Annotated in this window: 15 protein-coding genes; 7 read left to right on the forward strand and 8 right to left on the reverse strand. The window is 67.5% G+C overall.

Annotation, left to right across the window (positions count from 1 at the left end):
• Window positions 1-388: 388 nt before the first annotated feature.
• Window positions 389-1,165, reverse strand: a complete 777-nt coding sequence (locus tag QZH66_RS01665; RefSeq protein WP_305804207.1) for a polysaccharide deacetylase family protein — start codon at window positions 1,163-1,165, stop codon at window positions 389-391.
• Between the two features lie 61 nt (window positions 1,166-1,226).
• On the opposite strand from QZH66_RS01665, the gene grxD reads away from it, so the two are divergent.
• Window positions 1,227-2,153: a Grx4 family monothiol glutaredoxin gene (gene grxD, locus QZH66_RS01670; protein WP_305804208.1), complete on the forward strand. Its 927-nt coding sequence runs from the start codon at window positions 1,227-1,229 to the stop codon at window positions 2,151-2,153.
• Window positions 2,154-2,300: 147 nt separating this feature from the next.
• On the opposite strand, the gene QZH66_RS01675 is transcribed toward grxD, so the two are convergent.
• Window positions 2,301-2,840: a DUF924 family protein gene (locus QZH66_RS01675; RefSeq protein WP_305804209.1), complete on the reverse strand. Its 540-nt coding sequence runs from the start codon at window positions 2,838-2,840 to the stop codon at window positions 2,301-2,303.
• Window positions 2,841-3,361: 521 nt separating this feature from the next.
• Here QZH66_RS01675 and QZH66_RS01680 point away from each other — a divergent pair.
• From QZH66_RS01680 to QZH66_RS01695, 4 genes are all read left to right on the forward strand, one after another.
• A complete protein-coding gene (locus tag QZH66_RS01680; RefSeq protein ID WP_305804210.1) occupies window positions 3,362-4,306 on the forward strand; it encodes a DegV family protein in 945 nt (314 codons plus the stop codon).
• Between the two features lie 76 nt (window positions 4,307-4,382).
• A complete protein-coding gene (locus QZH66_RS01685) occupies window positions 4,383-4,721 on the forward strand; it encodes a hypothetical protein (RefSeq protein ID WP_305804211.1) in 339 nt (112 codons plus the stop codon).
• Window position 4,722: 1 nt separating this feature from the next.
• A complete protein-coding gene (locus QZH66_RS01690) occupies window positions 4,723-5,403 on the forward strand; it encodes an ATP-binding protein (protein ID WP_305804212.1) in 681 nt (226 codons plus the stop codon).
• Between the two features lie 57 nt (window positions 5,404-5,460).
• Window positions 5,461-5,712 (forward strand): DUF6582 domain-containing protein, encoded by a 252-nt coding sequence (locus QZH66_RS01695; RefSeq protein ID WP_305804213.1) that lies wholly within the window; start codon window positions 5,461-5,463, stop codon window positions 5,710-5,712.
• A gap of 14 nt (window positions 5,713-5,726) precedes the next feature.
• Here QZH66_RS01695 and fghA read toward each other — a convergent pair whose 3' ends face one another.
• From fghA to frmR, 4 genes are all read right to left on the reverse strand, one after another.
• The gene (gene fghA, locus QZH66_RS01700; protein WP_305804214.1) at window positions 5,727-6,563 is read right to left on the reverse strand and encodes an S-formylglutathione hydrolase; all 837 of its coding nucleotides are present in this window, start codon (window positions 6,561-6,563) and stop codon (window positions 5,727-5,729) included.
• Window position 6,564: 1 nt separating this feature from the next.
• Window positions 6,565-6,903, reverse strand: a complete 339-nt coding sequence (locus tag QZH66_RS01705) for a DUF3658 domain-containing protein (RefSeq protein WP_305804215.1) — start codon at window positions 6,901-6,903, stop codon at window positions 6,565-6,567.
• Between the two features lies 1 nt (window position 6,904).
• Window positions 6,905-8,014: an S-(hydroxymethyl)glutathione dehydrogenase/class III alcohol dehydrogenase gene (locus tag QZH66_RS01710; protein WP_305804216.1), complete on the reverse strand. Its 1,110-nt coding sequence runs from the start codon at window positions 8,012-8,014 to the stop codon at window positions 6,905-6,907.
• Between the two features lie 62 nt (window positions 8,015-8,076).
• Entirely contained in the window at window positions 8,077-8,352 is a 276-nt protein-coding gene (gene frmR, locus QZH66_RS01715; protein ID WP_305804217.1) for a formaldehyde-responsive transcriptional repressor FrmR, read from the reverse strand.
• Between the two features lie 229 nt (window positions 8,353-8,581).
• On the opposite strand from frmR, the gene QZH66_RS01720 reads away from it, so the two are divergent.
• On the forward strand, window positions 8,582-10,264 hold the full coding sequence (locus QZH66_RS01720; RefSeq protein WP_305804218.1) for a hypothetical protein: 1,683 nt from the start codon (window positions 8,582-8,584) through the stop codon (window positions 10,262-10,264).
• Window positions 10,265-10,813: 549 nt separating this feature from the next.
• On the opposite strand, the gene QZH66_RS01725 is transcribed toward QZH66_RS01720, so the two are convergent.
• Window positions 10,814-11,452, reverse strand: coding sequence for a glutathione S-transferase family protein (locus QZH66_RS01725; RefSeq protein WP_305804219.1), 639 nt, complete (start codon window positions 11,450-11,452; stop codon window positions 10,814-10,816).
• Window positions 11,453-11,520: 68 nt separating this feature from the next.
• Window positions 11,521-12,885: a glutamate--cysteine ligase gene (locus tag QZH66_RS01730; RefSeq protein WP_305804309.1), complete on the reverse strand. Its 1,365-nt coding sequence runs from the start codon at window positions 12,883-12,885 to the stop codon at window positions 11,521-11,523.
• 156 nt (window positions 12,886-13,041) lie between these two features.
• Here QZH66_RS01730 and QZH66_RS01735 point away from each other — a divergent pair, with 156 nt between their 5' ends.
• A complete protein-coding gene (locus QZH66_RS01735; RefSeq protein ID WP_305804220.1) occupies window positions 13,042-13,746 on the forward strand; it encodes a VIT family protein in 705 nt (234 codons plus the stop codon).
• Window positions 13,747-13,865: the final 119 nt, after the last annotated feature.

A 13,865-nucleotide genomic window follows, 5' to 3' on the forward strand; every position in this document is an offset into this window, starting at 1 on the left:
AACGGCCGGCAGGCGGCCGGTCGGGGCAGACAAGTCTAGTCCTCATCCACGATGCGGCAATATCCGCCCGCGCGCTGGCCGATGCGGGCCGGCCGCTACTTCAGCGGCCTGTGCCTGCAGCGACCTGTCCAGGCCTGGATACAGGGCGTTGAATGGTGGCCGACGTGCTGCAGACCGCTACCGGCAACGGGCGCGAGCAGGAGTCGCCCCCTGGTGGCCGGCCTGCCCTAGTTCGACCACCTGCCTGCGCGGATGACCGCGGACTTCCCTGGAATTGCCGGGGGTTATGCGCAGACAGCGGTAGAAAGTTCCGGCTTCGGATGGATGCCTGCCACGTTGACACCGGTTTTTCCGGCGGGCGCGCTGCTGGCGGGGCTGACCGCGCCGCTCAGCCCGGCGCTTGCGCGCGCAGCCCGCGCGTCTGCAATTGCTGCAGCACCGCCTCCAGGATGACCAGATTGTGGCCATGGGCGGCGCCCTCGTGCAGCAACACAATGGCGCCGGGAGCAAGATCGGCGGCAATGCGTTCGACCACCGCCTGCGGCTGGCAATCGACGCCATCGAAGCCGCGCGCGCTCCAGCCGACCCGGGTCAGCCCATGCCGCTGCAACACCGCGGCCACGAACGGATTGGTCATGCCGACCACCGAGCGGTACCAGCGCGGCGCGGCCCCGGTGATCTGCGCCAGCGCGTGCTGGCACTGGCCGATTTCACGCGCCAGCTGCGCCGGCCCCAGCGCCCAGAAGCGCGCCTGTGGATGCGAATGGCTGTGGTTGCCGAGGCTGTGGCCGCGCTGGAGCACCTCGCGCACCAGTTCGGGCCGTGCCGCTGCGCGCTCACCGACCACGAAAAAAGTGGCGCAGGCGTCGTAGCGCTCCAGCAGATCCAGCATCGGCCGGGTGTCGTCGGACGGGCCATCGTCAATCGTCAGCCAGACGCGGTCATCGCCGTGCGGCAGACGGCTCAGCACCGGCGCATAGAAACGGCTGTTGGGCAGGAACACCGGCAGCACGAACAGGACGTGGCTGGCCAGCATCAGCGGCACTCCGGTTTTCCAGCCCAGCTGCCACCACAGCAGCGCCACCAGTGCCTGCGACAGCGCCAGCCACGCCAGCCAGCGCCACGGGCGGGCGGGGATGCGATGCAGGGTTTGCGTGGCGGTCATGTCCCATGATGCCATGCAGCGTAGAATCCCCTGTGTCTTCGACCACTTTTACGAGTACACGATGTCCCTGGATCCTGCCCTGCGTTCACGCATCGAATCCCTTCTTGGCGCCAACCGCGTCGTGCTGTTCATGAAGGGCCAGCCCACCATGCCGCAGTGCGGTTTTTCGGCCAAGGCAGTCGGCGCGCTGACCGACCTGGGCGTGGACTTCGCCCACGTCAACGTACTGGCCGATGCGGAAATCCGCGAAGGCATCAAGGCCTATGGCGACTGGCCGACCATTCCGCAGCTGTATGTGGATGGCGAACTGGTCGGCGGCAGCGACATCATCCTGCAGATGGCCAACAGCGGCGAGCTCAGCACGCTGCTGGGCGTGGCCGCGCCGGACCGCACCCCGCCGTCGATCACGGTGACCCCGGCCGCCGTGGAAATGCTCAAGGGCGCGCTGGCCGACGCGCCCGGTGCCGCACTGCAGCTGGGCATCGACGCCCAGTTCCAGCCGAACTTCCAGCTGGCCCCGCATGACGACAACGCCATTGCCGCCGAATCCAATGGCCTGCGCGTGCAGTTCGACCCGGCCAGCGCGCGCCGCGCCAATGGCATCACCATCGACTGGGTCGAGGACATCCGCGGCAAGGGTCTGGCGATCGACAATCCGAACGCCCCCAAGCCGGTCAAGGACCTGAGCGTGCGCGAAGCCGACGACCAGCTGCGCGCCGGCCGCCTGACCCTGGTGGACGTGCGCCCGGCCGACGAGCGTGCGATCGCCGCGATCAACGCCCCGTTTGAAACCCTGGATGGCGACAACCGCGCCAGGCTCGAGGCCCTGCCCAAGGACACCGCGCTGGCGTTCCTGTGCCACCGCGGTGGGCGCAGCGCCCAGGCGGCCGAACATTTCCGTTCGCTCGGCTTCACCCGCGTGCACAACGTGGTCGGCGGCATCGACGCGTGGTCGGACGAAGTGGACAACGGCGTGCCGAAGTACTGAGTTCCAGAGTCGGGCTGCAGACAAGACGCCGGCGCACGCCGGCGTTTTTCTGTCCGCAATTCTCTTCGGCATCAAGCCGGCGTCATGCCGGCGGCGGAATATTCCGGGGCAGTGCCGGCAACCGGCTGGCTGCTCTACGCGCGGCGCTCAAGCGGCAAAGCCGCCCTCGGCCAGATAATGCAGTTCTTCCGGGGTCGGCATCCGCCCCAGCACCGCATTGCGATGCGGAAAGCGGCCGAAACGGCGGATGATGTCGCGATGCAGCTCGGCGAACTTCAGATATTCCAGATCGCCCAGCACCTCGAACATCGCCACCGAACGCTCCTGGTCCTGCGGATCTTCGGAGTGCTCGAACGGCAGGTAGATGAAGGCGCGCAGCTGCGGGGTGAGCGCCCGGTCCAGCCCTTCCTCGATCGCGCGCATGGCGTAGTGCCGCGCCAGCCCATCGGTGGCATAGGCGTGGGCGGTGTCGCGGAAACAGTTGCGCGGAAACTGGTCAAGCAGGATCAACAACGCCAGCGCACCTTCGGAACTGGCCAGCCACTCCTCGCACCCACGGCGGGCGGCGAGGTAATGCATTTCGAGGAACCGCTGGCGGAACGCGGCATCGAACGCGTCATCGCGCACGAACCAGCGCCGCGGCCCTGCCGCCTGCCAGAACTCCACCACCGAACCTGCCGTTTCCATCCGTACTTCCCCTGTACCGCCTGGCGGCTGTCACCGCACATACTTTCAATTCGTCAAACCACAACGACAGCGTCTGCCGCCGTTTCGCCGCGGTAGCTTAAGCGCCCGGATGCCGGCATGCATACCGCTGCGGGGAAAACAGCCCTGCAGCTGTCCGCCAACACGGCGACCCTGCCCGGCATTGTCGGCCCCCAAGCCACTCTCGCCGCGCTCGCGAGCCAGGTGCCCTTGCGTGCCACGCCGTATCCGCCCTGCTGGCGGCTTCGGCAGGCCGATCCTGTCGGGCGGCGGTGCCTGCTACTGGCGTTGCGACGCCCACGGCGTGATGCCGGAACCGATGCACACCCTGCAACTTTGGCGGGAAGTGGCAATCGCGCGCCCGGCCGTTGCCGGCCGGCACCCGGCGGTGCCGACGGGCGGCTGCTGGAACGAGCGCCTGATGGCCGGCACCGGGGCGCATGTCCGCCTCCGTTTTGCGATACGGTTCGCATATTGGAATCACGTCAGCACAGGGGGCTTTAATGCGCATCGGAATTGTTGTCGATTCAGCCTGCGACCTGCCGCAGGATTTCATCCGCCAGCACAGCATCGTGCTGCTGCCGATCACGGTGCGGATCGGCGACGCCGTGCTTGCCGACCACCGCGACGAAGAGGCCACACTGAACTTCCTGCACACGCATGTGGCCGACCATGGCGCAGAGGCTGAAACCATTCCTTTCAGCGTCAATCAGATCCGCGACCTGTTCCTCGGCAAGCTGGTGATCGATTACGACCATGTGTTCTGCATGACGATCACCAAGACCCGCAGCCCGATCCACGACAACGCGATGCAGGCCAGCTTCGCCATCCTCAACGATTACAAGCCGGTGCGGCAGGCGGCCGGGCACAATTCCCCGTTCGCCCTGCGTGTGCTGGATACCCAGAACCTGTTCGCCGCCCAGGCGGTCACCGCGGTGGAGGCGGTGCGCCTGCGCGACAGCGGCGCCAGCGTGCAGCGAATCCGCGAGCGCCTGGAAGAACTGGCCAGCAACGTGCACGGCTACATGATCACGCGCGACCTGTATTACATGCGTGCCCGCGCCCGCCACAAGGGCGACCGCAGTGTCGGCCTGCTCAGCGCCACCCTCGGCAGCGCGCTGGACATCAAACCGGTGCTGCATGGCTATCGCGGCAACACCGCGCCGGTGGCCAAGATCAAGGGCTTCGACAACGCGGTGAAACGGCTGTTCGATTTCGCCGGCCAGCGCGTGCGCAGCGGGCTGATGACGCCGACGTTGTGCCTGAGCTACGGCGGCGAGCTGGCCGATCTGCGCGCCCTGCCCGGCTACCGGGAGCTGCGCGAGGTCTGCGCGGCGCACGCGGTGGAGGTTTTCGAAAGCGTGATGAGCCTGACCGGCATGGTCAACGTCGGCAAAGGCGCGGTGACCCTGGGCTTCGCCGATGGCCCGCACTCCTTCAATGGCTGAGTGATCGCCCCGGAAATTGATGACGGCTTGCCGACATCCCCGGTACTACCCTGTCTGCCTGTCCAGGAGGATCCCCATGTCCGTGCAATATTCGATTTCCCTTCCCGATCCATCCAAGGCCCGCGGCAATGACCTGGACCTGTCATTCACCGCCAACGGCGCGGACGAATTCGCCGCGCAGTTGCAGCAGGCGCTGCGTACCACGTCGCTGTTCGAACGCTGGCGCGACCGCCAGAGTGATCCGGACGATGTCAATCCGGAGATGGGGGCGACCGACCCGGCGGCAACCGTGACCGGCGAGCAGGCGGACCTGCGCATCAACCTGGTCGCCATCACCAGTATTCCCGGCGAGATCTTCAAGCAGCGGATGCGGCTGCTGGCCGGCAACCACTGGGAACTGCGCAACGTGCGCTGAAATGACAGCACGGCAACTCGTCATGCTGTCATGGAGCGGCGGCAAGGACGCGGCATGGGCACTGCACGCGTTGCGCCAGGATGCTGGCATCGAGGTCGTCGCATTGTTCAGCACGCTGACCGAAGACTACGGGCGCGCGTCCATGCAGGGCGTCCGCCAGGCCGTACTGCAGGCCCAGGCCGAGGCGGCCGGGCTGCCGTTGGTGTGCTCGTGGATTCCGCAGGCCTGCGACAACGCGGTTTACCTGCAGCGGACCGCGCAGACGCTGGGCGAGGCGCGGGAGCGCTGGCCGCACCTGGCCACGGTTGCGTTTGGTGACCTGCTGCTGGCCGATATCCGCAGCTGGCGCGAGCAGCAGTACGCGCAGATGGGCTGGGCCTGCCTGTTCCCGCTGTTTGGCCAGAACACCGCTGCGCTGGCGCGGCAGATGATCGACCAGGGCCTGCGCGCGCAACTGTGCTGCGTGGATACGCAGCAGCTTGATGCCAGCTTTGCCGGCGAGGAGTTCAATCACCGGCTGCTGGAGCGCTTGCCCGGCCAAGTGGATGCCTGTGGCGAGCACGGCGAGTTCCACACCTGCGTCAGCGCCGGCCCGATGTTCGACAAAGCGCTCACGCTGGTGCGCGGCGAAACCGTGCTGCGTGACGGGCGCTATGCCTACACCGATTTCATGCCGGGTTGACACCGGCCTTGCGTGCGCACGTGCACGCTGCCCCTCCCCCTGCCGGAGGAATTGACCATGGGCGAACTGGACACCCGACACCGCAACCGCCTGCCCGCCGCCGACTTCGCTTTCCCGCAGCAGCAAAAGCTGCCGATCCATGATGCCGCGCACGTACGCAACGCCATCGCACGCTTCGACCAGGTGAAGGAAGTGAGCGACACCGAGCGTGACCACGCCTGGAAACGCATTGTGGCGGCAGCCAAGGAACACGGCGTTGACGTCACTCGCAACGACTGGCGCGAGCCGGACAAGCCCCGCGCCCGTTGAGCGACCCTGCCGGATCAGCCGCGCATTGCCGCGGCGTGATGGGCGATGTGATCGCCGATGAAGCTGGCGATGAAATAGTAGCTGTGGTCGTAACCGGGCTGCATGCGCAGCTGCAGCGGATGGCCGGCGGCCTCGCATGCGGCCTGCAGCAGGTGCGGCTTGAGCTGGCTTTCGAGGAACTCGTCGGCGCCGCCCTGATCGACCAGCAACGGCAGCTTTTCCGCGGCCATGGCCACCAGCGCGGTGGCGTCGTACCGCTGCCATGCCGCACGGTCCTGGCCCAGATAGGCGGCGAACGCCTTTTCGCCCCACGGCACCTGCGCCGGCGCCACGATCGGCGAGAACGCCGACACACTGCGGTAGCGGCCGGGATTCTTCAGCGCGATGGTCAACGCACCGTGCCCGCCCATCGAATGGCCACTGATCGCACGCACATCGCTGGCCGCCGGATCGGCTTCCACCCACGCCGGCAGCTCCTCGGTGATGTAGTCGTACATGCGGTAATGCGTGGCCCAAGGCTGCTCGGTGGCATTGAGGTAGAAGCCGGCGCCCTTGCCGAGGTCGTAGCTGTCGGCATCGGCGACGTCGTCACCGCGCGGGCTGGTATCGGGCGCGACCAGGATGATGCCGTGCTCGGCCGCATAACGCTGCGCGCCGGCCTTGGTGATGAAATTCTGCTCGGTGCAGGTCAGGCCGCTGAGCCAGTACAGCACCGGGCACGGGCCCTGTTCGGCCTGCGGCGGGTAGTACACGCCCACGGTCATGTCACAGCCCAGCACTTTCGACTCGTGCCGGTAGACATCCTGCCAGCCGCCGAAACAGGCGCGGTGTTCGATCCGTTCGCTCGTCATCTCAATCCGCTCCCGATGCAGATGAAAGGCGGATCTGGCAGGTCTTCAACGCCTCCAGATCGCCCTTCACTTCGATACGCGACGCCTCGGCCAGCGTGCAGATACGCGAAGCGTAATACGCCTCGGGGAGGTCCTCGTACTCGTCGGGCGCGGCGATCAGCACCCCTGCGGTAACGAAGCCGGCCTTCTTCCAGGTCCGGTCCAGCGACGCCAGGATCAACTGGTCGATCTTCGCCAGGTCCGACGCCTGCAGCCGCTCGATCGCCTCACGCGCTTCCGGGCTGTCATCCATACCCGCCAGTGCCGCGGCCAATCCTTCTTTATTGAACATCGCAGTCATCTCAGTAGTGGATCACCGAACGGATCGACTTGCCTTCGTGCATCAGCTCGAACGCCTCGTTGATCTTGTCCAGTTCCATGGTGTGGGTGACGAACGGCGCCAGCTCGATATCGCCCTTCATCGCGTCCTCGACCATGCCCGGCAGCTGGCTGCGGCCCTTGACCCCGCCAAACGCGGTACCCATCCACTTGCGGCCGGTGACCAGCTGGAACGGACGGGTGGAGATCTCCTGGCCGGCACCGGCCACGCCGATGATCACGCTCTGGCCCCAGCCGCGGTGGGCGCATTCCAGCGCCGCCCGCATCACGTGGACGTTGCCGATGCACTCGAAGCTGTGGTCCACGCCCCAGCCGGTCATCTCCACGATCACCTGCTGGATCGGCTTGTCAAAATCCTTCGGGTTGACGCAGTCGGTGGCACCAAACTGCCTGGCCAGCTCGAACTTGGACGGGTTGGTGTCGATGGCGATGATGCGGCCGGCCTTGGCCTGGCGTGCGCCCTGGATCACCGCAAGTCCAATCCCGCCCAGGCCGAACACCGCCACGCTGTCGCCCTCGGCCACCTTGGCGGTGTTGTGCACCGCGCCGATGCCGGTGGTGACGCCGCAGCCGAGCAGGCACACGTGCTCCGGGTTGGCGTCCGGGTTGACCTTGGCCAGCGACACCTCGGCCACCACGGTGAACTCGCTGAAGGTCGAGCAGCCCATGTAGTGGTAGATCGGCTCGCCGTTGTAGGAGAAGCGGGTGGTGCCATCGGGCATGACTCCCTTGCCTTGGGTGGCGCGCACGGCCACGCACAGGTTGGTCTTGCCCGACTTGCAGAACAGGCATTCGCCGCACTCGGCGGTGTACAGCGGAATCACGTGATCGCCCGGCTGGACGCTGGTCACGCCCTCGCCCACTTCAACCACGATGCCGGCGCCCTCATGGCCGAGCACCGCCGGGAAGATGCCTTCCGGATCGTCGCCGGACAGGGTGAACGCATCGGTATGGCAGACCCCGGTGTGGGTGATCCTGACCAGCACCTCGCCGGCTTTGGGCGGAGCGACATCGATCTCGACAATCTCCAGCGGCTGGCCGGGACCAAAGGCGACGGCGGCACGTGATTTCATGGAATTCTCCTGCAGGGGTTCAAATTCGACAGTGGAGGCCACCGCCGGATCATGGGTAGGGGTTATTTCAGATAGGAACGGATCAGGCTGGCCATCTCGGCAACGCGCTGGGCACGCTGGACTTCGGACTGGGCCGGCTGGCCGAACTCCTCGCGCAGATGCGCCTCCATCACCTCGGACATCAGCCCGTTGACCGCGCCACGGATGGCGGCGATCTGCTGCAGCACCGGGTGACAGTCGGCGCCGGCTTCCAGCGCCCGTTCCAGCGCATCGCACTGGCCGCGGATGCGCTTGACCCGTGCCAGCACCTTCTTCTTTTCTTCCGGCGAATGCGGCATCGACCCGCCCCCACATCCTGTACTGGGGGACAGTATATTGACGGGCTCCCGCGATTGCCATCGCCCTGCCGGCCGCGGCCCGGGCAGCGGCCATCTCCTGCCGTCGCGCCGGCGGCTCTCGCCGGCAAGCGACCCCCACGGGATATGTCAGCGCGTCCTTCACGGCGCCGTATCACCCCCCGCGTGCGGCCGCAGTATGGTCGCGGTCACCCGCCCCGGAGACGCCCCAATGATCCGCCGATCCTTGCTCCTGCTGCTTCCGTCGACGCTGGTTGCGATGTTGCTGACCGGCTGTGATCCGGTGAAGAAAGTCGGCACCGATACTGCCGCCGCGCCCGTCCGGGCGACCGTGCCCCTGTTCGAGACCTTCGGCGACCTGCATCGCGATATCGGCACCCAGGTGCCGCTGGCCCAGCGCTATTTCGACCAGGGGCTGCGGCTGGCCTACGGCTTCAACCATGAAGCCGCCGGGCGTGCCTTTGCCGAAGCGGCGCAGCTGGATCCGCAGTGCGCGATGTGCGTCTGGGGCCAGGCGCTGGTGCTGGGGCCGAACATCAACCTGGCGATGGACCCGGCCGCGGCCCAAGAGGCCACCGCGCTGGCGCAGCGGGCCGCCAGCCTCGCCGGCAACGCGCGACCGGCGGACCAGGCGCTGATCCAGGCACTGCAGCAGCGCTATGCCGATCCCGCACCGGAGGACCGCACACCCCTGGACCGCCGCTATGCCGAGGCGATGGCCGGGGTGGTGGCGCGGTTTCCGGGCGATGACGATGCCGCCACGCTGTATGCCGAGGCGCTGATGGACCTGTCGCCGTGGGCATACTGGAATGCCGATGGCACGCCGGCGGCGTTCACCCCGAAGCTGGTCGGCGAGCTGGAGCGCGTGCTGGCTCGCAACCCGCGCCATATCGGCGCGATGCACTACTACATCCACGCCATTGAGGCCTCGCCCGAACCGCAGCGCGGCGAACCCTACGCCGATACGCTGGCGGCGCTGGCCCCCGGCTCAGGGCATCTGGTGCATATGCCCGCGCACATCTACATCCGCGTCGGCCGCTACCACGATGCGACCTTGACCAATCTGGCCGCCACCACCGCCGACAAGGATTTCCTGGCGGTGTGCCGGGGCAGCAACGGCGTCTATCCGCTGGGCTACGTGCCACACAACTGGCACTTCGCGACGATGACCAGCGGCTTGACCGGCTCGCGCACGCTGGCGCTGCAGGCCGCCCGGCAGACCGCCGAGCGCGCCGACCACGCGGCGATGGGCCAGGCGCCGATGCAGTTCATGCAGCAGTTCGTAGTCGCTCCACTGCTCACCCAGGTCCGCTTCGGCGACTGGGACGCGATCCTGTCCGCGGTGGCTCCGCCTTCGGAACTACCCTATCCGGCCGCGATCCGCCACTTCGCCCGCGGCATGGCCCAGCTGCGCAAAGGCGCCGTGGAGGAAGCGGCCAAAGAGGCCGACGCGCTGCACGCGACCGCCATCGATCCGGCGATGGCCCAGGTCAGCTTCTTCGACATCAACCATGCCGATGGTGTCCTGCGCGTGGCCGATGCGCTGCTGCGCGGTGAACTGCTGCGCGCGCAGGGCAAGCACAAGCAGGCGATCGGCGCGTTGCGTGACGCCGCCGCGGCCGAGGACGCACTGGCCTACAACGAGCCGGCCGACTGGCCACTGCCGGTGCGTCCGTACCTGGGCGCGGCCCTGCTCGATGGCGGCGATGCCAGAGGCGCGGCGGAGGCCTTCCAGCAGGACCTGAAGACCTACCCGACCAACGGCTGGTCACTGTTCGGTCTGGCGCAGGCGCAACAGGCCCTGGGCCAGACCGGTGCAGCGCGCCAGACCTCGCGCCTGCAGGCCAACGCCTGGCAGTGGGCCGATGCGCCACTGACCGCCGCGCGCTATTGAGCGGCGCAACCGGCAGCGCACATCCGGCCTCACTGCTGCGGAGGCCGGGACTGCCGGAACCGTTACACCGGCACGCGCTCGCGGGCGAGGTCCGAGATCGCCGCGGTCAACCGCGCGCCTCGCGGCAGCAGGCGAGCCGCTGCGGAAATCATGGACCGGAGGCGCGAAGACCACCTGCGGTGGTCCCTGCTCCACCTGCCGGAACCTCATCGGTGCGGCATTGCCCGGCACCTTGGCGGTGTAACGGACCTCGCCACCGTTCTGCGCGATCCGCAGCCGCTGCCAGGGCTGCAGCCGGCCCTGCCGCCATGCGCTGCCCGGCCGACAAGCACCTGCTCCCGCCGCGGCCATTGCGCGCTGCCGTGATGCCCGGGTAGCAGCCCGGTGCGCTCCCGGCTGCCGGACAGCTCCGTCAGCGACGGCAAGGCCGGCGGCAGCCCGGCCGCCAATGCCGGCGGACTGGCAGCACCATCCAACAGGCGCATCAGCGACGCCGTCGCCGCACGCATCCGCGCTTCCCTGCGTTCCCGGCAACCACGCCCGGTGCGCTCAGGCCTGTGCCGGAATCAACGCGTCATCGGCCGCTGCGGCACGTTTCAAGGCCTCGCGCTCGCCCAGGCGCTGCGCATAGGCCAGAAAGGCCGGGTGCGGCTGCAGCGTCTTGAAGGTCAGGCCGAACAGGATCTGGCTGCCGACGTACACATCGGCCGCACTGAAGCGCTCGCCGAGCAGCCACGGCGAAGCGCCGGCCGCGATCTGCTGCAACAGGCCGATGGTGGCCTCGTAGCTGCCATAGCCGACGAATCCGGCCTTCTCCGGCGGCGGTTCCTGGCCCAGCGCGCGGGCGGTGACCGCAGCCTCGACCGGGCCGGCGACAAAGAACAGCCAGCGCAGGTAGCTGCCGCGCAGCGGGTCGTCCAGCGCCGGCGCCAGGCCGGCCGCGGGGAAGGCATCGGCCAGATAGGCGCAGATCGCCGCGGTTTCGGTCACCACCACACCCCGGTGCACGATGGCCGGCACCTTGCCCATGGGATTGATCGCCAGGTACTCCGGCGCCTTCATGCTCTGGCCGTAGCCCATCACCTCGACACGGTAGGGCTGGCCGATCTCCTCCAGCATCCAGCGCACGATGCGGCCGCGCGACTGCGGGTGGGTGTAGAAGACGATCTCATCGTTCGAACTGCCCATGCACCTGCCTCCGGATTGTGGACCGGCAGTTTAGCAACGCATCGGATGGATGCCGCCAGCCCGCGGGCTCAGTAGGCGAATTCGCGGAACACGCGGTCGATATCGCCATTCCAGTCGCCGTGGTACAGCGCCAGCTTGCGCTCGGCGGCGGTCTTGCCGGAATCGACGATCTCCTGCAGCACGTCGAGGAAACGGGCTTCATCCTGCCCGTCGGCATTGAGTGCCGCGCGGCGGCGCAGGCCGTCACGCGAGATCTCCAGCGCGCGCGCGGCAAGGTCACGCACGGTGCCGTCGCGGAACGGCAGGCTCAGCGCCTGCTTCGGCACGCCGTCACGCAATGCGTGGCGTTCGGCCAGGCTGAAATCCTTGACCAGGTCCCACGCCGCATCCAGCGCGGTCTGGTCATACAGCAGTCCCACCCAGAACGCCGGCAGCGCGCAGATCCGGCTCCACGGACCGCTGTCGGCGCCGCGCATTTCCAGATACTTCTTCAGCCGCACTTCCGGGAACGCGGTGGTCATGTGGTCGGACCAGTCGCGCAGCGTCGGCAGCGCGCCCGGCAGCACCGGCAACCTGCCCTGCAGGAAATCGCGGAAGCTCTGGCCGCTGGCGTCGTGGTAGATGCCATCGCGGTAGGAGAAGTACATCGGCACGTCGAGCAGGTAATCGACATAGCGCTCATAGCCGAAGCCGTCCTCGAACACGAAATCGAGCATGCCGGTGCGATCGGGATCGGTATCGGTCCAGATGTGCGAGCGGTAGCTGAGGTAGCCGTTGGGCTTGCCTTCGGTGAACGGGGAATCGGCGAACAACGCAGTGGCGATCGGCTGCAACGCCAGCGACACGCGGAACTTCTTCACCATGTCCGCTTCGCTGGCGTAATCCAGATTGACCTGCACCGTGCAGGTGCGGGTCATCATGTCCAGGCCGAGCGCGCCGACCTTGGGCATGTAGCTCTTCATGATCTGGTAGCGGCCCTTGGGCATCCACGGCATGTCCGCACGCGTCCACTTGGGCTGGAAGCCCATGCCCAGGAAGCCCAGCTGCAGCTCACCGGCCACCTGCGCCACTTCATTGAGATGGGTGCCGGTTTCCACGCAGGTCTGGTGGAGGGTTTCCAGCGCGGCGCCGGACAGTTCCAGCTGCCCGGCCGGCTCCAGCGTGACCGAGGCGCTGTCGCGCAGCAGCGCGATGGTGCGGCCATTTTCCTGCACCGGCACCCAGCCGAAACGGGTCAGCCCGGTGAGCAGCGCTTCGATGCCACGATCGCCGTCGAACGTCGGCGGGCGCAGGTCATCCAGACGGAAGCCGAACTTCTCATGCTCGGTACCGATGCGCCATTGCGCCTTCGGCTTTTCGCCCGAGGCCAGGTTTTCGACCAGTTGGGAACGATCGGTGATCGGCGTATCGGCGACGTGGCTGGGGCTCGACAAGGGCAGGCTCACACAGGGGGTGGGGAAATGTGGGGACCAGACCCCCACATCGCAAGGCGGCACTATATCGTGAGGCCATGGCTGCCCATGTGGACGAAGCCGGGTTTGTGCGTCCCACGCACGACGGCTTGACCGGCGCCGCCGCTATACTGGGCCATGGAGCCGATCCGCCGCCATCATCGTGAACTGCATCGTTCCGACCGCGTGGGCTGGCTGCGCGCGGCCGTACTGGGCGCCAATGACGGCATCGTCTCGATTGCCGGTCTGGTGGTCGGCGTGGCCGCCGGCGGAGCCAGCACCGCGGTGATCGCGGCCACCGGGGTGGCCGGTACCGTGGCCGGGGCGATGTCGATGGCCGCCGGCGAATATGTCTCGGTCAAGTCGCAGGCCGATACCGAACATGCCGACCTGGCAACCGAAACGCGCGAGTTGCACGAAGACCCGCACAGCGAGCTGGAAGAACTGGCGGCGATCTATCGCCAGCGCGGGCTGACCCCCACGCTGGCGCACGAAGTGGCGGTGCAGCTGACCGCACACGATGCGCTCGGTGCCCATGCGCGCGACGAACTGGGTATCACCGACACGTTGCGCGCACGCCCGTTGCAGGCGGCCTCCGCGTCGGCCTGCGCGTTCGTGATCGGCGCCGCACTGCCACTGCTGACGGCCATCCTGGTGCCCGCACAGCATGTCGCCGCCGGAACCACCACCGCGACCCTCGCCTGCCTGTGCGTGACCGGTGCCTGGGGCGCGCACATGGGCGGAGCGTCGCCGTGGCACGGTGCGTTGCGGGTCACCTTCTGGGGTGCGTTGGCGATGGCTGCGGCCGCGCTTATCGGGCAGTTTTTCCATATTCCGGCCTGATTGCGGCACATCACTCCGGCAACCGCCGACGGCCGCAGAGGCGATTGGCGGTGTTGCACACAGCTGCGCTTGCGCAGCGTCCAATGGCAATGAATATGGAAGCGAACACGGCTCTGCCA

It is taken from the genome of Stenotrophomonas sp. YIM B06876 (assembly GCF_030711595.1).
Lineage (GTDB): Bacteria > Pseudomonadota > Gammaproteobacteria > Xanthomonadales > Xanthomonadaceae > Stenotrophomonas.

Bases quoted from the DNA above. Each gene is read 5' to 3' on its own strand.
- QZH66_RS01735 (WP_305804220.1), top strand. From the start codon at position 13,042: ATGGAGCCGATCCGCCGCCATCATCGTGAACTGCATCGTTCCGACCGC.
- QZH66_RS01680 (WP_305804210.1), top strand. From the start codon at position 3,362: ATGCGCATCGGAATTGTTGTCGATTCAGCCTGCGACCTGCCGCAGGAT.
- QZH66_RS01665 (WP_305804207.1), bottom strand. From the start codon at position 1,165: ATGACCGCCACGCAAACCCTGCATCGCATCCCCGCCCGCCCGTGGCGC.
- frmR (WP_305804217.1), bottom strand. From the start codon at position 8,352: ATGCCGCATTCGCCGGAAGAAAAGAAGAAGGTGCTGGCACGGGTCAAG.
- grxD (WP_305804208.1), top strand. From the start codon at position 1,227: ATGTCCCTGGATCCTGCCCTGCGTTCACGCATCGAATCCCTTCTTGGC.
- QZH66_RS01720 (WP_305804218.1), top strand. From the start codon at position 8,582: ATGATCCGCCGATCCTTGCTCCTGCTGCTTCCGTCGACGCTGGTTGCG.
- fghA (WP_305804214.1), bottom strand. From the start codon at position 6,563: ATGACGAGCGAACGGATCGAACACCGCGCCTGTTTCGGCGGCTGGCAG.
- QZH66_RS01690 (WP_305804212.1), top strand. From the start codon at position 4,723: ATGACAGCACGGCAACTCGTCATGCTGTCATGGAGCGGCGGCAAGGAC.
- QZH66_RS01675 (WP_305804209.1), bottom strand. From the start codon at position 2,840: ATGGAAACGGCAGGTTCGGTGGTGGAGTTCTGGCAGGCGGCAGGGCCG.
- QZH66_RS01725 (WP_305804219.1), bottom strand. From the start codon at position 11,452: ATGGGCAGTTCGAACGATGAGATCGTCTTCTACACCCACCCGCAGTCG.
- QZH66_RS01705 (WP_305804215.1), bottom strand. From the start codon at position 6,903: ATGACTGCGATGTTCAATAAAGAAGGATTGGCCGCGGCACTGGCGGGT.
- QZH66_RS01695 (WP_305804213.1), top strand. From the start codon at position 5,461: ATGGGCGAACTGGACACCCGACACCGCAACCGCCTGCCCGCCGCCGAC.
- QZH66_RS01710 (WP_305804216.1), bottom strand. From the start codon at position 8,014: ATGAAATCACGTGCCGCCGTCGCCTTTGGTCCCGGCCAGCCGCTGGAG.
- QZH66_RS01685 (WP_305804211.1), top strand. From the start codon at position 4,383: ATGTCCGTGCAATATTCGATTTCCCTTCCCGATCCATCCAAGGCCCGC.